This window comes from Christensenellaceae bacterium 44-20, assembly GCA_041223705.1.
In the GTDB taxonomy this organism is placed as follows: Bacteria; Bacillota; Clostridia; order Christensenellales; family Christensenellaceae; genus QANA01.
In genome coordinates, this window is sequence record JBCLQU010000001.1 from 510,023 (window position 1) to 530,198 (window position 20,176).

Consider the following 20,176-nt stretch of genomic DNA (forward strand, 5'->3'; position numbering starts at 1 on the left):
TTGTTCTTTCTCCCTCCAGTTGATATAATAAAGCCATCAGCAATATAATTGAATGAAGGATCCGCTTTTGGCGCGATGGAAAGAGAGGGGAGAGCATGTTTGATGTAATTTCCGCCGGCGATATTATGATCGATTTTTCCCAGTGCGGCTATGGACCAAATGGAAACCCTGCCTATGAGATGAACCCGGGCGGAGCGCCGGCAAATATGCTGGTTGCCTGCTCGCTTTTGGGCGGAAAAACCGCTTTCATTGGCAAAGTGGGAGACGACCTCTTCGGCAGGCATGTGGCAAGTGCATTAAAAAAATATGGCATTTCCGATGAAGGAGTCGTCTATACCAGAGATGACCACACGATGATCTCCTTTGTCTCCTTTGACGATGAGGGCGACCGCAGTTTCTATTTTGTGGGAAAAGGCGTGGATCACCTGTTGACCCCGGAAGAGATTAGCCAAAGCGTCCTAGAGAGGGCAAAGATCATTTACGCCACATACGGCCTTGCCAAAAGCGAATCTGGCAGGGCATCCCTTCGGTTCTTGCAGGAATATGCTGAAAAGCATGGCAAGCTATTTGCCGTCGATCCCAACTACCGGCCGGAAAGCTCTCTGCATAACCCGGCTACCGTCAAGCAGGAATTTACCGATTATATTGCCAGGGCAGATATCGTCAAACTATCCGAAGTGGAGCTGAAACTGCTGACCGGCCTTGGGGATTCCCCGGAAGAATGCCGGGAAGGGGCAGAGCGCATCAGCAAAATCGGCCGCGAAAAGCGGGCTGTCTTCATTACGCTTGGCGCAAAAGGCGCATATTACTACTCCAAAGAGGAGAGCGGGTATGACCCTGGGTTTCGCGTTAAGGCTGTGGATACGACAGGCTGCGGCGATTCCTTCCTTGGGGCCATTCTCTATCATCTTGCCTGCGAACCGCAGACACCGCTCTCAAAAGCAGTGCGCATAGCCAATGCCGTCGGCGCACTTTGCGCCATGAAGCAAGGCGCTTTTGATGCTATGCCGACCAGAGCAGAAGTGGAAGCATTTTTAGCAGAACAAGGGGCATAAAATAGCAACAAAAAAAGCCGAATTTCCCAAACGAAATTCGGCTTTTTTGCAGAAACAAAAGAATTAGTCGCCTCTCAGCAGTAAAACCAACTGCTCAAACATGCGAACGACTAAAGTTTGCCGCTCGGGCGGCATGTGTTGAATAAATTTGAGATAAGAAAAGATAGATTCTCTAATGTAAACCTCATTTTCATTCATGTTGCTCGAGACCAGGGCGCCTGTCGGCACATGCAGCCCTTCGGCAATGCGCTCCAATGTCGCGACTGTCGGGTTGCCCGTTCCATACTCAATCTCGCGCAAGTTAGATGCGCTAATACCAATTTTTTTTGCCAAATCCTCTTGCGACTGACTGCTCTTCATGCGAAGCTCTTTTAGATTTTTCCCAATAACACCACATAAATTCATTGCCTCATCTATTTCCTTCCACATTAATCCGACATCTATAAAGGTTAGTGGATCTGCTGCAAAAAAGCAACCTAATTAAAATAGCAAAAAAGTATTAATATAGTATTCGGAAGGCTGCAGCCATTTGTGATAAACTTATATAAAAAAGCCACCCAATATTTGAGTGGCTTCTGGTGGAGATAAGGGGACTTGAACCCCTGACCTTCTGACTGCCAGTCAGACGCGCTAGCCAACTGCGCTATACCCCCAAGAACATTTATTATCATACTGGATTATCTAAAAGATGTCAAGGGTTCATGAAATAATCTAAATAAACCCTGACGAGAATCGGCTCGGGAAAATAAGCAACAGAACCGCTCTGTAGAGCGGTTCTAAAAAAATAACAGCAGAAACTTTTTTCCTAAGATTTTTTATAGACAAGCAAATCGATGATCTGCTGTAAGAGATTTTTGAAAAAGAGTGTGTCTTCCTCCGAAAGCGCAAAATCCTGAAGAGAAAAATAGTCTGGTGCGCTATGCATCCCTCTTGTCAAGATTTCCTGCAAGCTGATATGGAGCGTATCGGAAATCCTCTCCAGTGTTTGAATGCTCGGGTTGCCGCGGCCTTGCTCAATGCCGCGATAGTGCGATACGCTAAGGCTCGTTTCATTTGCCACTGTCTCTTGAGATAAATTCATTTTTGCTCTTATCTCCCTTAGATTTGCTCCGACAAATTTGCATAACTCACTTTTCTTTTCCTTTTCTTGCATCGTATAACCCTCCTTTTTCTCATACAAAAGTAGTCTATCGCAGATACTCCCACAAGATTTATAAATGGCGAAAAGATGACATTATTTGGTTATTTTGTAATATTTTGTATTTTTATAGAGAATCACGGAATTGTAAAAATGAGCGCTTTAAGATAAAATAAGCGTGTAATAAGGGGGCAGTTAGGATGAAAAAACAAGGAGCTTGCTATATCGTTGGGGCCGGGGAGTTTACACCGCTTTACCGCATCCCGGCAGAAGAAGACTATGTGATCGCCGCAGACGGCGGTTACCGTTATTTACAGCAAATGGGCATCTACCCGGATCTGGTTTTGGGAGATTTTGATTCTCTGCTTGAAAAACCACAGCATGATCATCTGATCGAACTGCCTGCCGAAAAAGACGATACTGATATGCTCTATGCCATCAAATTTGGCCTGGAAAAGGGATTTAAAACTTTCTATCTTTATGGCGGAATGGGGGGGCGCTTTGATCATACCGTGGCCAATTTGCAGTCTCTCGCGTTTTTAAGCCAGCATGGCGCCGCCGGGTTTCTTTTCGGAAAAGAGGACGTAACGACTGTTCTAAGCAATCCTTCCGTGCGTTTTGATTCTGGCGCAGAAGGCTATATTTCGCTTTTCTCTTTTGGGGAACACTGCAGCGGCGTGTGCATCCGCGGCCTAAAATACGAACTGGAAAACGCTTCGCTCTGCCACACATTTCCCATCGGCACCAGCAATGAGTTCATCCAAAAGGAGAGTGAAATTGCGGTTGCGCAGGGCTCGGCTCTTCTGGTGTTCGGGCAAAAAAACCTGGCGCATCTGAAACGAATCGATCAAAGGCTTGACAATCAGTAAAAAAAGGGTATGATATAGTTTATAGATATATTGTTTATAGTTAAACTATATTATATTAAACTATTGTGAGGCCAGGGGCATAAAATGGAGACTTGGAAAAGAGATATTTTTTTCTCGGGTATTACAAATATTTATAAGCAATGCCAGCAATACCGCTTCAAAACCACAGACGACAAAGATTTTACGTTAAACGAAGTGGTGGTATTGGTGTTTTTATCAGAGTATTCTGGGCAAAATACCATCAAGGCGATTAGTGAGCAGCTAAATATCTCCAAGGGGTTGGTGAGCCGCTCGGTGGAGTCGCTCAGAAAGCGCGGTTTTTTGGCAACGCAGACGGACGCGGACGATCGCAGAAAGGTTTTGCTGACGCTTCTGCCCGAAGCGCAGCCTTATGTGCAGTATTTTAAACAGCGCCAAGAACGCTTTGACCGCCGCATCTTGCAGGGTATTTCCGAGCAGGAACTGGAAACTGCCATTCAAACTTTTCAAAAGATGCTGAAAAATATTATGGAGATCGTCGAGGAAGAATAATACTATGAAAGAGCAAAAAACATCTAAAAAGCCAATCCTGTTTTACTGCATTGTCGCTATAATCCTATTGATGCTGCTCAATGCTCTGGTTTTCCCAAAGGTTTTGCAGCCGCGCGTTACCGAGGTCGATTACGGCACCTTCCTTCGCTTTATCGACGAGGGGAAGATAAAAACTGTGGAGATTCAGGATGAAGAGCAGCGCATTGCTTTTCTCGCCGTAGATGAATCCGGCGAGGAAAAGGTCTATATCACAACTGCAATGAACGATCCGAACCTGGTAGACAGGCTCTATCAGAAGGATTCCAAGATTGCTTTTTCCAGAGTTCTGCCGCAGGAGAATTCTCCGCTGCTGAATTTTCTCTATACATGGATTCTGCCTTCCGTCGCGTTCTATCTGCTGGGCCTATGGCTGATGCGCAGTATGCAAAAGCGCGTTCCCGGCGGCAATAATGCCATGACGTTCGGAAAGAGCAATGCAAAAATCTATGTGGAGGCCAAAACCGGAAAGTCATTTTCGGATGTAGCCGGGCAGGACGAGGCCAAAGAGGCATTGAGTGAAATTGTGGATTTTCTCCATCACCCGGATCGCTATACGCAAATCGGCGCGTCTTTGCCCAAAGGCGCGCTGCTCGTCGGCCCGCCCGGAACGGGCAAAACCTTGCTGGCGCAGGCCGTGGCTGGGGAAGCGAAAGTGCCTTTTTTCTCCATTTCCGGCTCAGAATTTGTGGAAATGTTCGTGGGCATGGGCGCGGCCAAAGTGCGCGATTTATTTCAGCAGGCCAATGAAAAGGCGCCTTGCATCGTATTTATCGACGAGCTGGACACTATCGGCAAGAAGCGCGATACTGGCGGCATAGGCGGAAACGATGAGCGAGAGCAAACCCTCAACCAGCTGCTGACAGAAATGGATGGGTTTGACGGCAAGAGGGGTGTCGTCATCCTGGCCGCAACCAACCGCCCGGATTCGCTGGATCCGGCGCTGCTGCGCCCTGGACGTTTCGACCGCCGCATTCCCGTCGAACTGCCCGATTTGGCAGGGCGGGAAGCGATCTTGAAAGTCCATGCAAACAAAGTGCGGCTGGACCCAGGTGTGGATTTCAACGCCATTGCCAGAGCGACTTCAGGCGCTTCAGGCGCAGAGCTGGCAAACATGATCAACGAGGCCGCACTGCGGGCAGTGCGAAACGGCAGAAAGGCCGTCAGCCAGGAAGATCTGGAGGAGAGCGTGGAGGTCGTCCTTGCCGGGTATCAGCGCAAAAATGCCGTTGTTTCGGAGCGGGAAAAGAAGATCGTCTCCTATCACGAGATTGGCCATGCGCTTGTGGCCGCCAAGCAGGAGGGAACCGCGCCTGTACACAAGATCACCATCGTGCCGCGCACATCCGGCGCGCTTGGATATACCATGCAGGTCGAGGCAGGGGAGCGCCTGCTGCTCAGCCGGGAAGAGGCATTCCAAAGGCTGGCGACGCTGGCAGGTGGCCGCGCCGCAGAGGAGCTCATTTTCGGCTCGGTTACGACGGGCGCTTCCAACGATATCGAGCAGGCGACCAAGCTGGCCCGGGCGATGATCACCCGCTATGGCATGAGCGAAACCTTCGATATGACGGCGCTGGAGACTGTTTCCAACCAGTATTTGGGCGGGGACACTGCGCTTGCATGCTCTGCGCAGACGGCTGCAAAAGTGGATGAAGAGGTGATTGCGCTCATCAAAGATGCGCATCATAGGGCATATGAAATTTTGAGCAGCAACCAGGCGCTGCTGCACCAGCTGGCCGCATATTTATTGGAGAGAGAGACAATTACTGGAGAGGAATTCCAGAAGATTTTGGAGGAGAACTAATTTTGTATATCGATTGGACCTATATTTATCTCGTCCTGCCCGCAGTTGCCTTTGCAATGTGGGCAAGCGCAAAAGTAAATTCAACTTTCCGGCGCTATTCCGGCGTCCATTCCCAAAGCAACATCACGGGAAGGGAGGCCGCGCAGATGGTTTTACAGCAGAACGGCGTTTTCGGCGTCAATATCGAGCAAGTTCCCGGAAAGCTCAGCGATCACTATGATCCGCGCTCCAACACCATCCGCCTTTCCCAGGCTGTTTATCACAGCACTTCCGCCGCGGCCATCGGCGTCGCGGCGCATGAGGCGGGGCATGCCGTGCAGTATGCCAAGGGCTATTCGCCCATCAAAGTGCGCGCGGCCATCCTGCCTGCCGCCAATATCGGCTCTGGCCTGGCCATGCCGCTCATCCTGCTGGGAATTTTGCTGAGCGGCTTTGGAGCTTTTTATCAAAACATCGCCTATCTCGGCGTTGCCTGTTTTGGGCTGTGCACGCTGTTCCAGCTGGTAACGCTGCCCGTGGAATACAACGCCAGCAACAGGGCGCTTGAGGCAATTTCCAATGCCTCCATCTTCACGGCCCAGGAGCAGGAAGGGGCGAGGAAAGTGCTCTCTGCCGCGGCGCTGACTTATGTCGCATCCCTTGCCGTTTCCATCATGCAGCTGCTTCGGCTGATCCTGCTCGTGAACCGGAACAACCGCAGAGATTAAGGCTTGCAAAGAGCAGTGCGGCGTTGTATCATAGCTTTGGTGCACAAGATGCATTGAAGCGGCAATGCCTATTTGGGCAGAAGGCTTCAGGGAATTATCCTTTGCGGCCCTCTGCTTTTCTATTTTTACATCACGGAGGAAGAGATGCCAAGTTACGATATTGTGGATTTCCATACGCATATCTACCCGGCCAAGATTGCGCATAAAGCGGTGGATGCGATCAGCCAGTTTTATTCCATCGCCATGTCCGGCCAGGGGACCAGCGAGCACCTTTTGCAGGAGGGAAGCAAGATTGGCGTTTCCCGCTATGTCGTGCATTCCGTCGCGACGACTCCGGCGCAGGTTGTCTCCATCAACGATTTCATCGCCAGGGAGACCCAGGCGCATCCCGAGTTCGTCGGCTTTGCGACGCTGCACCCAGGCTTTGACGATATTGCCTCAGAGGTAGACCGTGCCATCGATCTTGGGCTTAGGGGCATTAAAGTGCATCCGGATTTCCAGGAGTTCAATATAGACGACGATGCCGCCATGAAAATTTACCGGGCGATTGAGGGAAGGCTGCCCATCCTGTTCCACATGGGCGATAAAACGCGGGATTTTTCCGCTCCCCGCCGTTTGCGCGCGGTTTTGGAGCGCTTTCCAAGCCTTGTGGTCATCGGTGCGCACTTCGGGGGATATAACGCCTGGGAGGAATCCAAAAAATATCTGCTTGGCCAGAATATCTATTTCGATACCTCCAGCTCGCTTTTCTGCCTCCCGCCGGAGGAGGCCGCCCAGATGATCCATGCGCACGGCGCAGATAAAATGCTCTTTGGCACGGATTATCCCATGTGGGATCACGAGGAGGAGCTCGCGCGCTTTCTGGCTCTCCCGCTGACGGAAGAGGAGCGCATTGCCATTCTGGCAAAGAACGCGCGCTCGCTTCTTAAAATCTGAATACTTTTTACTTCGATTTTTTCCATAAAATTCCTGTTTATTTGCCTGCCGCCCGGCCATAATAGTATCGAGGCAGCAATGAACCGGCTTGCCAATTGGCCTTGGTGCTTTCAAATAAACACTTATTATTTTGACTTGCCGGCGCATATCAGCAGAGAGGTGCACAACCCGGTTTATGGCCTTAAGAGCTCAAGAAATTGAGCTCTTTTTTGTGTCTTTTCCGGGGGAATTATGATATAATTTAGATAAATTTGAAAATGCAAAAGAAGAGGGGGAAACGTTTTGGCGCTTTCACCAATGATGAGGCAATACCTTGAGATCAAGGAAAAAAATAAAGACTGCCTGCTGTTTTTCCGGCTGGGCGATTTCTATGAAATGTTCTTTGAAGATGCGATTACTGCATCAAAGGAGCTGGAAATTGCGCTGACGGGCAGAGACTGCGGCCTGGAAGAACGGGCGCCTATGTGCGGCGTGCCGTATCATGCGGCGGAAGGCTATATCCAGCGCTTAATTGAGAAGGGATATAAAGTCGCCATCTGCGAACAGCTGCAAGATCCCGCATCGGCAAAAGGGATCGTCGAGCGGGGCATCGTGCGCATCGTAACGCCTGGAACCATCTCGGAAAGCTCCATGCTCAAAGAGGATGAGAACAGCTTCCTGCTCTCGGTCTATGAGCATAAGGGCAGAATCGGCGCAGCTTATGCGGATATTTCGACCGGCGCATTTCTGGCCGAGGAGGTCGCGAGCCTGGAAGAGCTGGGCAATCTGCTTTTGCGCATTTTGCCGCGGGAGGTTCTTTTTGCTGAAAACAATGCGGTGTTGTTCCGCTATTTCAAAGAGCAGGAATCGCTCTATCTCACACGCTACGACGCATGGCCCTACGAGGGCAGCAATGCCAAACGGCTTTTGCAGGAGCACTTCGAAGTGATGAGCGTCTCGGTCTTTGGCTTTGCCGAGGATTCGCCCTGCCTGAATGCCGCAGGCGCGCTTTTGCAATATTTGCTGGATACGCAGAAAAATTCTTTGTCGCATATCAAGAAACTCCTGAAAACTTCCGGCAAAGACTATATGGCCATCGACGCCTTTACGCACCGCAACCTGGAGCTGACCGAGACCATGCGCGGCAAGGAAAAGCGCGGCTCGCTTCTTTGGCTGCTGGATAAAACCAAAACCGCCATGGGCGGGCGTCTGCTAAAGCTGTATATTGAACAGCCGCTTCTAAATAAAAAAGAGATCAACGCGCGGCTGGACGCCGTAGGGGAGATTAAGGAGGGCTATGCGCTTCGCAGCAATCTCCGGCAGGAGCTGGATAAAATCTACGATATCGAGCGCCTGCTTTCCCGCATTTCCTACGGCTCTTTGGATGCGCGCGATATCGTTGCGCTGAAAAACTCCATCGCGCCTTTGCCGAGCATTCAGCAGCTCCTGAAAGGCTGCAAAAGCGAGGCGCTTTTGCAGTGCGCCCAGCAGCTGGATACGCTGGATCAGCTCTATACCTATCTGGATGGCTGCATCTGCGAGGATCCGCCGCACGGCATCCGGGACGGCGGCTTTATCAGGCCCGGCTACAACGCAGAGGTGGATAATCTGAGAGAGGCCAAGACCAGCGGCTCTGAATGGCTTGCCACCATGGAACAGCGGGAGAAGGACGCGACAGGCATTAAAAACCTGAAAATCGGCTATAACAAAGTATTCGGCTACTATATCGAGGTCTCCAAATCCAATCTTTCCTCGGTTCCATACCGCTATACCCGGCGGCAGACGCTTTCCAACTGCGAGCGCTATATCACGCAGGAGCTCAAGGAGCTGGAGGACATGCTGCTCTCGGCGACGGACAAATGCAACGCGCTGGAATACCATCTGTTTTTGCAGATTCGCGACTATCTGGCGCAGTATATCGATGTGCTGCAGAAAAATGCCAGCCTTCTGGCCAAAATCGACGTACTGCAATCCTTTGCGCAGGCGGCATACGACTACGACTATGTCAAGCCCAAGCTATGCTCGGATGGCAGCATTTCCATCAAAGACGGGCGGCACCCGGTCGTCGAGCGCACAGTGCGCCAGGAGTTCGTCCCCAACGACACCTATCTGGATGAGCAGGAGAAACTGCTCATCATCACAGGCCCCAATATGGCGGGCAAGAGCACATTCATGCGGCAGACCGGATTAATCGTCCTGATGGCGCAGATTGGCTGCTTCGTCCCGGCCTCGGAAGCGCGCATTTCTATCGTGGATCGCGTGTTCACCCGCGTCGGTGCCTCGGATGATCTGGCCTCCGGGCAAAGCACTTTCATGGTTGAAATGAACGAGCTGGCCAGCATTTTGAACAGCGCGACCAAAAACAGCCTTTTGATTTTAGATGAAATCGGCAGAGGAACCAGCACGCTGGACGGCCTTGCCATCGCCTGGGCGACGATAGAATACATTTTGGGCAAAAACGGCATTGGCGCAAAGACGCTGTTTGCCACGCATTACCACGAGCTGACGGATCTGGAAGGGAAGCTTGCCGGCGTGCAGAACTACTCGAGCAGTGTCCGCGAATACGAAAAGAGCATCGTATTCCTGCACAAGATTCAAAGGGGAGGGACGGATCGGAGCTTTGGAATTGAGGTGGCAAAGCTGGCCGGGCTGCCTGGCGCACTCATCGAGCGCGCAAAATCGCTCCTTGGTGTGCTTCAGCAGAGTGCAAGCACAGATCTCAGCAATATCGATCTCTCGGCTGTCCCGGAATTTCCGGACAAAAAAGCGCAGGAGGCGGAGAAGATGGTGAAAAGCCTGGCGCAGCTGGATATTGACCGCCTAACGCCTCTGGAGGCACTCTCCCTGCTCAACGATATCAAACAAAAGGCGATGGAAAATGGGTAAGATTCAAGTATTAAGCGAGCAAATTGCAAACCGGATTGCGGCAGGCGAGGTGGTCGAGCGGCCGGCTTCCATCGTTAAAGAGCTGGTGGAGAACTCCCTGGATGCCAAGGCCAGCGCCATCACCGTCTCGATTCTGGACGGCGGAATCCGCGAGATCCGCGTAACGGATAACGGCGAGGGGATTGCCGAAGAGGATATGCCTCTCACCATTTTAAAGCACGCGACCAGCAAGATCTATAAGCTTCAGGATTTGGACCGCATCTATTCCATGGGGTTTCGGGGCGAAGCCTTGGCCAGCATTGCCGCAGTTTCCATGCTCAGCATCAAATCTCGGGTTCATGCCAGCGATACAGGCACAGAGCTATGCGCAAAAGGCGGGAAAATCGAGTATATCCGCCAGGCGGGCCTGCCCGAGGGAACGTCCGTCATCGTGGAAAATCTCTTCTACAACACGCCTGCGCGCCTAAAATTTCTCAAAAAGCCAGGCTCAGAGGCGGCTGCTATTTCGGATATCGTCAGCCGGCTGATTTTAGCGCGGCCGGATATCTCTCTGCGCTACACCGCCAACGGGAAGGGCATCTATCACAGCCCGGGCAGTGGAGAGCTTCTGGACGCGATCTGCGCCGTAAACGGCCAGCAAATGCGCTCCCATCTGATCCCAGTCGATTATCAGATCAACAAGATTCGTGTCTGCGGGTATATCGGCGCGCCTGATATCACCTATAAAACGCAAAAGAACGGAAGCCTGTTTATCAACCAGCGCTATATCCGCTCGGAGGCGATTCAATCTGCGATTTTGCGCGCCTATGGGGAGCGCATCCTGCGCGGCAGTTTCCCATTCTACACCCTGCATCTGAATATGGATTTGAGCGATGTAGACGTGAATGTCCATCCAAATAAGCTGACCGTGCATTTCAGCGACGAAAATGCGGTAGAATACGCGGTGATCAACGCCGTCTCAGATGCGCTTGCGGGGCAGTATTCTCCCGTTGTCTCTCAATTTCAAAGCTCTAAACGCAATGTGAGCTATGAACAGCTTAAAATAGCAGAGGATTTGCCAAAGCCTGAAGAAGTGCCCAGTTTGGAGTTTAGCCCAAGCCCTTCCGCGCAGGAGAAGCTTTCTTCCCAGGAGGATTGGAAAATGCCATCCGATTCCGAGCTGGAAGAGGGCATCGAAGAGATCATGCGCCTAACCGCCGAGCACAAAAACAAAGGCCCATTTGAGATCAATACACCCTCGGAGATTTCCGTCGCCGATCCTCCCAGGGATTTTTCCCTGGCTCTGGAGCGCGCAGGCCAAAAACACACGGCACCGGCCGCAGCCAGCCAGCCGACGCTTCTCTCCAACCTTCCGGAAGCCCGGGTTTTGGGCGTCGCTTTTTCCACTTATATCATCGCGGAAGCAGGGGAGAGCCTATATTTTATCGACCAGCACGCCGCGCACGAGCGAAAGATCTACGATACGCTCATGCAGGCCATGGAAAAAAGGGCGATCAGCCAGCGGCTGCTCATCCCGGAGGTCTACCGGCTGACGCACGAAGAACAGGTGCGCCTAGAAGAGAATCTGAATATCTTGGCGCAGATGGGATTTGAGCTCCAGTTAAGCGCGCCGCTCGTCTGCGAAATCCATGCAGTTCCGCAAATTTTGGGCGAGGCGAAAGCGGCAGCCACGCTGGAGGATGTTCTGGGCTCGCTGACGAGCGGTGGAGCCCCCGAGGCAGTGCGCAAAGATCGCATCGCCAAAGGCGCCTGCAAACGCGCGATCAAGGCAGGCCAGCCCATGATAGAGAGCGATATTCAAAATCTAATTCAATATTTCCTGCAATCCGGCAAAATCCCAAATTGCCCGCACGGCCGGCCGATTGCCGTCTGCATCCCGAAAAAAGAGCTGGAAATCAGCTTTAAAAGGAGAGTATAGTGCAAAAACTCATTGTGATTCTTGGCCCGACCGCCTCGGGGAAAACAGAGCTCGCCATTCAGGCTGCCAAGGCAGTGAACGGCGAAGTTGTCTCGGCGGATTCCATGCAGATCTACCGCGAGATGCACATTGGGACGGCCCGGCCCTTGCCGCAGGAGCAGGAGGGCATTGCGCATCATCTTCTTGGCTTTGTGGATCCGGATGCCGCTTACAGCGTCGCATGCTATCAAAGAGACGCATTGCAGGCGATTGAAGAAATTCTTTCCCGGGGCAAGCAGCCCATTTTAGCAGGCGGAACGGGGTTATACCTCAATTCTATCCTCTATGATCTGGATTTTACGCAGACAAAACCAAACCAGGCCCTGCGGCAGAGGTTGGAAGAGCAGTATCAGGAAAACCCGGCGCTTGTCCACGCCAGATTGGCGGAGCTCGATCCTGCCGCGGCACAGCGCATTCATCCAAACGATAAAAAAAGGCTGATTCGCCGCCTGGAAATTTTGGAAGATACAGGCAGGGGAGAGCCCTATGAATTCCGGAGGCCGCAGAACCGGTATCAAATTCAAAAGATCGGCATTACCAAGCCAAGGCAGACGCTCTACCGCGATATCGAAAGGCGCGTCGATGCGATGTTTGCCCAGGGGCTGGAAGCCGAAGTGCGGGAAATTTTCCGAAAATACGGCACAGAGATTGCGGCCTTTTCCGCCATCGGCTATAAGGAGTTTTTGCCTTATTTCGCAGGCCAGGCCACGCTGGAGGAGATTAGCCAGCGCATCAAGCAAAACACGCGGCGCTTTGCCAAACGCCAGCTGACTTGGTTCCGCAGAGAGCAGCAGGTCTGCTGGTTTTCCACGGAAGATTTCCCGGACAAAGAGGCGCTGGCCAGCGCAGTGATTTCTCATATAACAAAAGGAGCATACGATGAATAGTTATCAATCTTTCTTGCAGGCGAGGTATGGAATCGGGGAGAAAGTTTTGGCGCATGTCCGGGCTTGCAAAGAGGCCATCGCGCCAAAAGTACAGGAATTTGAGGAGATTCGCCAATATAATACGCTCAAAGTTCTTCATGCATTTCAGAAATGCGGGCTGGCAGAGCGGCATTTTTACGGCTCTACCGGCTATGGGCTGACGGACGACGGGAAGCATAAGCTATCCGAGATTTTTGCGGAAATATTCGGCGCAGAGGACGCCATCGTGAGCCCGCTGTTTGCCTCCGGAACGCATACGATTAACATCGCGCTCTATGGCTTGCTCCGGCCGCTGGATACGATGCTTTGCATCACAGGCGCTCCTTACGATACGCTCATTTCGACGCTGGGCATTGGGCAGGGTGAAAAAAAGGGGCTGGGCGAATTTGCCATCAAATATTCCGAGGTTCCCTTGACAGAAAACAACGGCATCGATATCGATGCCGCGCTCAAGCAGTTATATCTGGATTCCGCCATTAAAGTCGTCTATTTGCAGCGCTCCAGGGGCTATCAGCTGCGCCCGGCGCTGACCATCGCGCAAATCGGCGAGGCGGCCAGGGCAATCAAAAAGGCATATCCGAATGTCTTTGTCGTGGTGGACAACTGCTACGGCGAGTTCACGGAAACCATGGAGCCGACGCAGGCCGGCGCGGACGTCATCATCGGCTCACTGATCAAAAACCCGGGTGCGGGCATCGCCCCAACCGGCGGCTATATCGCCGGAACAAAAAAAGCCATCGAGCTGATTGGCGGCCGCTTCACCTGCCAGGGCATGGGAATGGAGATCGGCTCCTATCTGGCAGGATACCGCCCGTTTTTCCAGGGCATTTACTTTGCTCCCAGCGTTACCTGCACAGCCCTGAAGGGCGCCGCTCTTACGGCTGAAGTGTTCGCTTCTCTGGGGTATGAAGTGTTCCCATCCAGCACAGCCAAGCGCTCGGATATCACCCAGGCCATTCTCATGAAGTCTCAGGAGGAGCTCATTTCCTTTGTACAGGCCGTGCAAAAAGCCTCTCCTGTGGATAGCCAGGCACTGCCATATCCGGACGACATGGCGGGCTACGACAGCAAAATCATCATGGCATCGGGCAGCTTTATCCAGGGCAGCTCGATCGAGCTTTCCGCCGATGCGCCGCTCCGCGCCCCGTATACCGCGTATTTCCAAGGCGGGCTGACAGAAGAAAGCGTCGAGCTGGCGCTGATGCTGGCGCTGCAGGATATGAAAAAAATATAAAATATAAAAAGGGAAGAGGATCAGCGATCTTCTTCCCTTAGGCGAATGGCTTTTGCCGCTTCTTTTCGGTGCTCTTCGGCCATGGCGGCATAGTGCTTGCGCGTAGTGTTGACATCTTTATGCCCCAAAACATCCGCGACCAGGTAGATATCCCCGGTCTGCTGATAGAGCATCGTGCCGTATGTACTGCGTAGCTTATGCGGCGTGATATGCTTGAGCGGGGCGGCCAGCCGCGCATATTTTTGGATCATGTTTTCTACGGCGCGGACGGTCAGCCGATTCTTTTTCAGAGAGAGGAAAAGCGGGGCAGAGAGGGAATAGCTGCCCTGCATTTTTCTTTGCTCCAAATACTCAGCCAGCGCCTCCTCTGTCTCATAATCAAAATAGAGAATACTCTGATCGCCGCCTTTTCTGGTAACCCGGAAAGAGAGATCCTTAAAATTCAAATCCTCTATATTCAGGCCAACCAGCTCGCTGATTCGGATTCCTGTGGTCAAAAACAAGATGACGATGGCAATATCCCGCTGAACTGTATGGGCATGATAGCGCTTTTGGCGCTCGCTTAGCCCTTCGCCGGATTCTATGATTTCTATCATGGCTGCAATTTCCTCGCGGGAAAGGCGGATAATCGCTTTTTCGTGGATTTTTGGCATATCCAGAAGTTCCGCCGGGTTGGAGGAAATCAGCCCCTGTTTATAAAGATATTTGAAAAGCGAGCGCAGGCTGGCAATTTTGCGCGCCTTGCCATGCTCGTTATTTTCATATTCCGATTCATCTGGCTTGATATAATACCCAAGATACTGCACGTAAATTTCCAAATCCCGCAGCGTCAGCGCGTTCAGCTGATCTGCTGTGATCGACTGCATCGCGCGGCCGGCGAAATCCTTGTGCTCGGAGATCAGGTAGTTTAGAAACACCCGCGTATCAAAGCAATAGTTCAGGCGCGTCAGCGAAGCATGCGTCGTCTCACAGGCACGCATAAAATCCAGGAACCAGTTTGGCATATCAGAAGTTAGCTCGCGGATGCGCAGAGTGTTTTTTAAATTCTGCTGTTCATAATACGTGCGGTTTTCCATAAAGCAAAAAGTACCTCGGCCTTTAAAATCGCGCAAAAACGCTTTTGATGAGATTATTATACGCCTCTTCCGGCTGATCTGTCAACAAGACTTCGTAAAACTTGTGTTTTACGAAGTCTTATATTTTGTTTCTTTCGCTCCCTCCGCTCCATTTTGGGCAAAATATAAAAAGACGCTGGGATTATCCCGGCGTCTTTTTTCAAATTGAAACATAACTTTACTTTACAAGCCTGAACTTTCCAATCACAGGAAGTTCCTGTTTCTTGCCTTGAGCCGCGTTGACAATGCCAAAAATCGAAAGCGCGAGACAGCCCAAATCCAGCAGTTTGAAAATAACACTCAGCGCTTTGACCAAATAGTAAATTCCGCCCACATACCAAATGCCAAGGAAAATGCTCGGGACAATCCACGACACAATGCCAATGCAGACTTCCAGCAGGAATAAAATCAGCCCTTGATTGGCGTGAAAACGCGCATATTTGGAATTCTTGGCCGCAAACAATGGAATTAAGACCAGAATACCCAGGTAAGATAAAATTCCCATCGCCTTATTCTGCGCCACATCCGCAGGATCAAAACCATTCACATTTTGCTGGCCGGCCGCTGAGCGGTATTCCGTTTGTTGCCCGTTTGCACCAGTACCAGCGCCAGCGGCTGCTCCAACTGCCGCGCCGCAAGAGGGGCAAAACTGAGCCTCTTCCCCTATTTGCGCCCCGCATTTGCTACAAAACGCCATAATAAAACCTCCAAAATAATTATAATTGAACGAAAAACAAATTAAAGCTTCTTGCTGTGCTTTTTAATTTCATCCGTCGCGAGCTTATCGCAGATATTGTTATAGTGGTTATCTGAATGCCCCTTCACTTTGACAAAGCGAACTTGATGTTCCTTGGTCTGGTTGATCAGTGAGATCCACAAATCCTTATTTTCAACAGGCTTTTTCTGCGAATTGATCCATCCATTCCGCTCCCAGGCCAAAGTCCAGCCGTTATGAAAGGCATTGCTGATATAAGCGCTGTCCGTATAAACCGTAACCTCGCAGGGCTCTTTGAGCGCGCAAAGCCCCATGATCACGGCCGTCAGCTCCATGCGGTTGTTCGTCGATTCTGCCGCGTAGCCGGAAAGCTTTTTCTCTGCCCCTTTATAGAGCAAAACCGCTCCCCATCCGCCCGGCCCTGGGTTACCCGAACAGGCGCCATCCGTATATAACTCGATTTTCTTCACGCTCTCCCTCACTTACAGCCGGTTTGCCTTTTCCACGCAGACATCGACCGCCTGGTAAACTGCGTTTTTCAGGCCAAGCTCATCCAACTTCTGCACGGCTTCGATGGTAGTTCCGCCCGGAGAGCTGACTTCGTCCCGCAGCTGTGAGGTGTGTTTCCCCTGGGTCTGCACCATTTTTGCCGCACCAAGAACGGTCTGCGCCGCAAGCCGCTGAGAAACAGCTTTGCTTAGGCCATGCTTGACCCCAGCATCTGCCAGCGCCTCAATAAACATATAAGTATACGCCGGGCCGCTCCCGCTGATTCCGGTAACCGCAGAGATCAGCCGCTCCTCTACCTCCTCCACAATGCCAATCGCGCCAAAAAGCTCCTTTGCAAAGGCCAGCTCTTCGCTCTCAAAGCTGTGCGGCAGGGAAAAAGCGACTGCGCCGCATCCCGCCATCAGCGGCGTATTGGGCATGGTGCGCAGAATATGCACGTTCTTCGCGCGGATATTCTCCTGTAACTGCTGGTAAGTGAGCCCAGCGACAATGGAAATCAGCGCTTTTCCTTCCAGATTCAGCGCATTTAAGACGCCTTTTGCCACAATCGGCTTGACCGCCAAAACGATAATATCGCAGCAATCTGCCAGCGCCTGCGCGGAATCGCATACCGTGATGCCATAAGCCTTGCGGTGCTCCTCGCTCTTTTGAGTATCCACATCGTAGAGCGCGACATCCTGGCTCTTTAATACCTTTTGCCTAAGCGCGCCGGAAAAAATAGCCGTCGCCATATTCCCTGCGCCAATAAAACCAAGTTTCATCTCTTCCCCTCTCCTCCATTTCTCTATGGCTAATAGTATAAGCTGTTTTTGCGCAGAATGCAAAGCAATTTTCGCTAAAGTCCCAGGCGATAGATCCGGTTGGCATTTTCAAAAAATACCGCGCTGTGATATTGCTCCGGCACGATGCGCCGGATAAACTCCAGATAGGTTTTGATATGGATAATCGGCCAGTCCGTCCCGTATAACACCCTGTCATAAGCGCCGGCATAATGGAGCCAGGTCTGCAGCTGCGCGATATAGCCGGCAGAATCCCGAAAAATTTCCTCCAGATCTGGCTGGCCCTCCAAAAGCCCAGAAAGATCGGCTGCGACATTGTCGTTTTTGGCGAGAACGGCCGCGGCATCTACCAGCCAAGGGTTGCCAAAATGGCAGAGAACAAACTGCACACGGGGAAAGCGCGAGGCGGCATCGTCGACTGTCAGCGGATGGCTATATTTGAGGCGGCCCAGCTGGCCTGCGGTCTCTCCCGTATGAATGGCGACAGGTTTTTGGAAAAATTCCGCCATCTCGTAGAGCGGCGCAAACATCTCGTCGTGGACATAATAATGGCAATACCCCGGGTATAGCTTGATTCCAACGCAGTTTTTGCGCCGCAAATGCTGTTCTATCAGCGGCAGGGATTCGGGCAGCTTCCAGCTTAGAGCATCATCCAGGCCGATGCAGTAGCTTAAAAAATCCGGGTAGCTATGGTTTTCCAAAGCCAAATCCCTGTTCCCCATTACGATGCCATGGCAGATACCATTCTGCTGATATTGGCTGCGCAAATGCGCTTCGCTGTTCTCATGCCCCGCGTGCTGTGCCACAGCATCGAAATAGGCATCGCGGCAGAAATGCAGATGCGCATCGATTACTTTTTCCATTTTTCCTCCCCCCGCTCTCTCGAAAAATCCGGCAAAATAAAAGCGACGCTGAATCCGAATCCAGAATCAGCGTCATATTTGGCAGGGGCAGAAGGACTCGAACCCTCAACAACGGTTTTGGAGACCGCTATGTTACCATTACATCATGCCCCTAGGCAACATTGAAATTATACCATCGGCGATAGGAGATTGTCAACCTTGTTTCTATTGACCTTTTCCCTCAAACTAGTATAATATAGGTATTGGTTTTTTCTAGGAAAAATGCCTTTTTCGGCAGTTTTGGGCTGCGGTGCTCTAAAAAACAGACAGGCTGCCCGCAATAAATAAAAAAGAATGATGGTTGAATGACGAATGGAATCTTTAGAAATTAAACTCATCGCGGTAAGAGACAGGATTTGTGCGTGGGAGATGTTCGATACCCAGGCGCGCCAATATTTCAACGGAAGCGCCCGCCCCTTTAAAAACGTCGCTTCTCATGACAAGCTTTCAGAATCCGACTATTACAGCATTCCCTACACAAAAAAACAGCTTAAAACATTTGAGTATATCGGAAAATACGCGGAGTACTTTGAGGAACTCTTTTCCGCGGCAACAGTCATTCTTCCAGAAGAAAAATACGATCACCTCGTCAAGGCGACCTTTGGGTCGGAAAGCAAAGTTTATCAGCTTTATCATGAAAAGGCCAAAGAGCCAGCTGCTCCCAAATTTCAGCCGACGCTCTACATCGATTTTGAGGCCATGAATATGCGCATCTGCGGCTGGTATGCGGAGCTCGTGTGCGAAAATGAGACGCTGGTCTATGAAGGCATTGCAAAGCCGTTTTCAGACACCAAATACGTCCAGAGGCTTTGGAGCCGCACCTACAGCGATCTGCTCACCTACTCTATCGACGAGCTTTGCGAGGCCAAGCACGTTCAAAATTTTGAGCGCTATTTTATCGAGATGTTCTCCAAGGCAAAGAAGATCTACACCTACGGCGATACAGACGCCCTGTTCGTCAAAAAAACCTTTGGGGCAGAGCTCTATAACTTCTTCAAGATTAAAAATATCGATGCCTGCGTCAAGGTTGCAGGGCGCGCGCTTTCCCTGGACAGAGCCTGCAAGCTTTTCGGCGTCAGCGTAGAGGGCGATCTGCATAACCCCAAATACGACGTCATCAAAATGAAGGCATGCCTGGATATGGTCAATGCGCTTTAGCGGCGCAGCAAAAAAGCAGCGGTGATCCCCGCTGCTTTTTTATTACTTAAAATCCAGATACTCTTCCAGGCAAACATTCTGCTCATAGATCTCCTCTGCCGCCTGCTTTCCCACATACCGATAATGCCAAGGCTCATAAATCACGCCTGTAATATGCTCTTTGTCTTTGGGATAGCGCAGAATAAACCCATATTCATGCGCATGCTCCAGCAGCCATTTTCCCTCATCGGTTTTGGCATAATCATCGTTTGATTTTTCATAGGAGACCGCAAGGATATCCAGAGCCAGGCCTGTCGCGTGTTCAGTGCAGTTTCCCGGCATCACTTTTACAGGATGCCGATACGGATCGCTCCCGTAGGAAGGATCTTCCGCCAGCTTGTCCGCAAACAGCTGATCCTGATACTGAACAGATCGGTAGGCGCCAGTCAGCTTATACTGCCCAATCCCCTCTTCGCCTGCATCCAAAAACATCTCTCTGGCTGCCGCGGCGGCGTCTTTTTGGATGCTCCCATCCGGGTTGACCAGAACGACCTCATCCCCAAATACGCTGTCCAGGCGCACCAAATCTTCCGGCCTTTCTGCCGAAATGGGATGCTCCCAGTTTACCAAAATGAGAAACTGCGCATCTTCCCTTTCGGCATTTTGAGTCGCCTTGCTTGGCCCCGCTGGCGAACTAACCGGCAGGGGCGCAACGGCCGGCCTGCTGGAGGGCTCCTCGTCTGATGCAGATTTTGCCCTGGCCGAATATCTTCCCAGCGCAAATGCCAAAATAAACTCCGCCGCAAATATGCCGGCCAAAATGCACTTTCCAAGCCTGGGAATGCCTTCTATTCTTTTTGGTGGGCGTATGCTTCTGCTTCGGCTACGGGGATAGCGCATACATGCCCTCCCTCATTTCTGCCTCATCTTCCCTAGGCAGGACAACTGTTTTCGCTGTTT

Annotated in this window: 19 protein-coding genes and 2 tRNA genes; 11 read left to right on the forward strand and 10 right to left on the reverse strand. The window is 51.4% G+C overall.

Annotated features, from left to right (window positions below):
* The first annotated feature begins 95 nt into the window (after positions 1–95).
* Positions 96–1,055 (forward strand): carbohydrate kinase family protein, encoded by a 960-nt coding sequence (locus AALG83_02730; protein ID MEY8382073.1) that lies wholly within the window; start codon positions 96–98, stop codon positions 1,053–1,055.
* A gap of 63 nt (positions 1,056–1,118) precedes the next feature.
* Here the strand turns inward: AALG83_02730 and AALG83_02735 are convergent, their stop codons facing one another.
* The 3 genes from AALG83_02735 to AALG83_02745 all read right to left on the reverse strand — a co-directional run bounded on the left by AALG83_02735 (position 1,119) and on the right by AALG83_02745 (position 2,208).
* Positions 1,119–1,460, reverse strand: coding sequence for a helix-turn-helix transcriptional regulator (locus AALG83_02735; protein MEY8382074.1), 342 nt, complete (start codon positions 1,458–1,460; stop codon positions 1,119–1,121).
* Between the two features lie 171 nt (positions 1,461–1,631).
* A tRNA-Ala gene (locus AALG83_02740) sits at positions 1,632–1,708 on the reverse strand.
* Between the two features lie 152 nt (positions 1,709–1,860).
* Positions 1,861–2,208, reverse strand: coding sequence for a helix-turn-helix transcriptional regulator (locus AALG83_02745; protein MEY8382075.1), 348 nt, complete (start codon positions 2,206–2,208; stop codon positions 1,861–1,863).
* A 185-nt stretch (positions 2,209–2,393) separates the two neighbouring features.
* Here AALG83_02745 and AALG83_02750 point away from each other — a divergent pair, with 185 nt between their 5' ends.
* From AALG83_02750 to AALG83_02790, 9 genes are all read left to right on the forward strand, one after another.
* Positions 2,394–3,062 carry a thiamine diphosphokinase gene (locus tag AALG83_02750; GenBank protein MEY8382076.1) on the forward strand — a complete coding sequence of 223 codons (669 nt, stop codon included), beginning with the start codon at positions 2,394–2,396 and terminating at the stop codon, positions 3,060–3,062.
* A gap of 84 nt (positions 3,063–3,146) precedes the next feature.
* Entirely contained in the window at positions 3,147–3,593 is a 447-nt protein-coding gene (locus tag AALG83_02755; protein MEY8382077.1) for a MarR family winged helix-turn-helix transcriptional regulator, read from the forward strand.
* A 4-nt stretch (positions 3,594–3,597) separates the two neighbouring features.
* A complete protein-coding gene (ftsH, locus tag AALG83_02760) occupies positions 3,598–5,433 on the forward strand; it encodes an ATP-dependent zinc metalloprotease FtsH (GenBank protein MEY8382078.1) in 1,836 nt (611 codons plus the stop codon).
* 2 nt (positions 5,434–5,435) lie between these two features.
* Complete coding sequence (locus AALG83_02765) at positions 5,436–6,140, forward strand: zinc metallopeptidase (GenBank protein ID MEY8382079.1); 705 nt, start codon at positions 5,436–5,438, stop codon at positions 6,138–6,140.
* Between the two features lie 144 nt (positions 6,141–6,284).
* On the forward strand, positions 6,285–7,076 hold the full coding sequence (locus tag AALG83_02770) for an amidohydrolase family protein (protein ID MEY8382080.1): 792 nt from the start codon (positions 6,285–6,287) through the stop codon (positions 7,074–7,076).
* 297 nt (positions 7,077–7,373) lie between these two features.
* Positions 7,374–9,941 carry a DNA mismatch repair protein MutS gene (gene mutS / locus AALG83_02775; GenBank protein MEY8382081.1) on the forward strand — a complete coding sequence of 856 codons (2,568 nt, stop codon included), beginning with the start codon at positions 7,374–7,376 and terminating at the stop codon, positions 9,939–9,941.
* Positions 9,934–11,859 (forward strand): DNA mismatch repair endonuclease MutL, encoded by a 1,926-nt coding sequence (gene mutL / locus AALG83_02780; GenBank protein ID MEY8382082.1) that lies wholly within the window; start codon positions 9,934–9,936, stop codon positions 11,857–11,859. Before mutS ends, mutL begins: the two co-directional genes overlap by 8 nt.
* Complete coding sequence (gene miaA / locus AALG83_02785) at positions 11,859–12,785, forward strand: tRNA (adenosine(37)-N6)-dimethylallyltransferase MiaA (GenBank protein MEY8382083.1); 927 nt, start codon at positions 11,859–11,861, stop codon at positions 12,783–12,785. Before mutL ends, miaA begins: the two co-directional genes overlap by 1 nt.
* Positions 12,778–14,058, forward strand: a complete 1,281-nt coding sequence (locus tag AALG83_02790) for a methionine gamma-lyase family protein (GenBank protein ID MEY8382084.1) — start codon at positions 12,778–12,780, stop codon at positions 14,056–14,058. Before miaA ends, AALG83_02790 begins: the two co-directional genes overlap by 8 nt.
* Before the next feature lie 20 nt (positions 14,059–14,078).
* Here the strand turns inward: AALG83_02790 and AALG83_02795 are convergent, their stop codons facing one another.
* The 6 genes from AALG83_02795 to AALG83_02820 form a co-directional block, all read right to left on the reverse strand.
* Complete coding sequence (locus AALG83_02795; protein ID MEY8382085.1) at positions 14,079–15,134, reverse strand: tyrosine-type recombinase/integrase; 1,056 nt, start codon at positions 15,132–15,134, stop codon at positions 14,079–14,081.
* 217 nt (positions 15,135–15,351) lie between these two features.
* The gene (locus AALG83_02800; GenBank protein ID MEY8382086.1) at positions 15,352–15,870 is read right to left on the reverse strand and encodes a zinc-ribbon domain-containing protein; all 519 of its coding nucleotides are present in this window, start codon (positions 15,868–15,870) and stop codon (positions 15,352–15,354) included.
* Positions 15,871–15,911: 41 nt separating this feature from the next.
* On the reverse strand, positions 15,912–16,358 hold the full coding sequence (gene rnhA / locus AALG83_02805; GenBank protein ID MEY8382087.1) for a ribonuclease HI: 447 nt from the start codon (positions 16,356–16,358) through the stop codon (positions 15,912–15,914).
* A gap of 12 nt (positions 16,359–16,370) precedes the next feature.
* Positions 16,371–17,159 carry a pyrroline-5-carboxylate reductase gene (gene proC, locus AALG83_02810; protein MEY8382088.1) on the reverse strand — a complete coding sequence of 263 codons (789 nt, stop codon included), beginning with the start codon at positions 17,157–17,159 and terminating at the stop codon, positions 16,371–16,373.
* Between the two features lie 74 nt (positions 17,160–17,233).
* Complete coding sequence (locus AALG83_02815; GenBank protein MEY8382089.1) at positions 17,234–18,040, reverse strand: amidohydrolase family protein; 807 nt, start codon at positions 18,038–18,040, stop codon at positions 17,234–17,236.
* A 79-nt stretch (positions 18,041–18,119) separates the two neighbouring features.
* A tRNA-Trp gene (locus AALG83_02820) sits at positions 18,120–18,193 on the reverse strand.
* A gap of 198 nt (positions 18,194–18,391) precedes the next feature.
* Between AALG83_02820 and AALG83_02825 the strand changes: the two genes are divergently transcribed.
* The gene (locus AALG83_02825; protein ID MEY8382090.1) at positions 18,392–19,237 is read left to right on the forward strand and encodes a hypothetical protein; all 846 of its coding nucleotides are present in this window, start codon (positions 18,392–18,394) and stop codon (positions 19,235–19,237) included.
* Between the two features lie 42 nt (positions 19,238–19,279).
* On the opposite strand, the gene AALG83_02830 is transcribed toward AALG83_02825, so the two are convergent.
* Complete coding sequence (locus AALG83_02830) at positions 19,280–20,035, reverse strand: M15 family metallopeptidase (GenBank protein ID MEY8382091.1); 756 nt, start codon at positions 20,033–20,035, stop codon at positions 19,280–19,282.
* Positions 20,036–20,176: the final 141 nt, after the last annotated feature.

What these genes read in the sequence shown, in the direction of transcription:
- ftsH (MEY8382078.1), top strand. Translation starts at nt 3,598, where the DNA reads ATGAAAGAGCAAAAAACATCTAAAAAGCCAATCCTGTTTTACTGCATT.
- AALG83_02800 (MEY8382086.1), bottom strand. Translation starts at nt 15,870, where the DNA reads ATGGCGTTTTGTAGCAAATGCGGGGCGCAAATAGGGGAAGAGGCTCAG.
- AALG83_02735 (MEY8382074.1), bottom strand. Translation starts at nt 1,460, where the DNA reads ATGAATTTATGTGGTGTTATTGGGAAAAATCTAAAAGAGCTTCGCATG.
- AALG83_02730 (MEY8382073.1), top strand. Translation starts at nt 96, where the DNA reads ATGTTTGATGTAATTTCCGCCGGCGATATTATGATCGATTTTTCCCAG.
- AALG83_02755 (MEY8382077.1), top strand. Translation starts at nt 3,147, where the DNA reads ATGGAGACTTGGAAAAGAGATATTTTTTTCTCGGGTATTACAAATATT.
- AALG83_02815 (MEY8382089.1), bottom strand. Translation starts at nt 18,040, where the DNA reads ATGGAAAAAGTAATCGATGCGCATCTGCATTTCTGCCGCGATGCCTAT.
- AALG83_02745 (MEY8382075.1), bottom strand. Translation starts at nt 2,208, where the DNA reads ATGCAAGAAAAGGAAAAGAAAAGTGAGTTATGCAAATTTGTCGGAGCA.
- mutS (MEY8382081.1), top strand. Translation starts at nt 7,374, where the DNA reads ATGATGAGGCAATACCTTGAGATCAAGGAAAAAAATAAAGACTGCCTG.
- mutL (MEY8382082.1), top strand. Translation starts at nt 9,934, where the DNA reads ATGGGTAAGATTCAAGTATTAAGCGAGCAAATTGCAAACCGGATTGCG.
- AALG83_02770 (MEY8382080.1), top strand. Translation starts at nt 6,285, where the DNA reads ATGCCAAGTTACGATATTGTGGATTTCCATACGCATATCTACCCGGCC.
- proC (MEY8382088.1), bottom strand. Translation starts at nt 17,159, where the DNA reads ATGAAACTTGGTTTTATTGGCGCAGGGAATATGGCGACGGCTATTTTT.
- AALG83_02825 (MEY8382090.1), top strand. Translation starts at nt 18,392, where the DNA reads ATGGAATCTTTAGAAATTAAACTCATCGCGGTAAGAGACAGGATTTGT.
- AALG83_02750 (MEY8382076.1), top strand. Translation starts at nt 2,394, where the DNA reads ATGAAAAAACAAGGAGCTTGCTATATCGTTGGGGCCGGGGAGTTTACA.
- AALG83_02795 (MEY8382085.1), bottom strand. Translation starts at nt 15,134, where the DNA reads ATGGAAAACCGCACGTATTATGAACAGCAGAATTTAAAAAACACTCTG.
- AALG83_02790 (MEY8382084.1), top strand. Translation starts at nt 12,778, where the DNA reads ATGAATAGTTATCAATCTTTCTTGCAGGCGAGGTATGGAATCGGGGAG.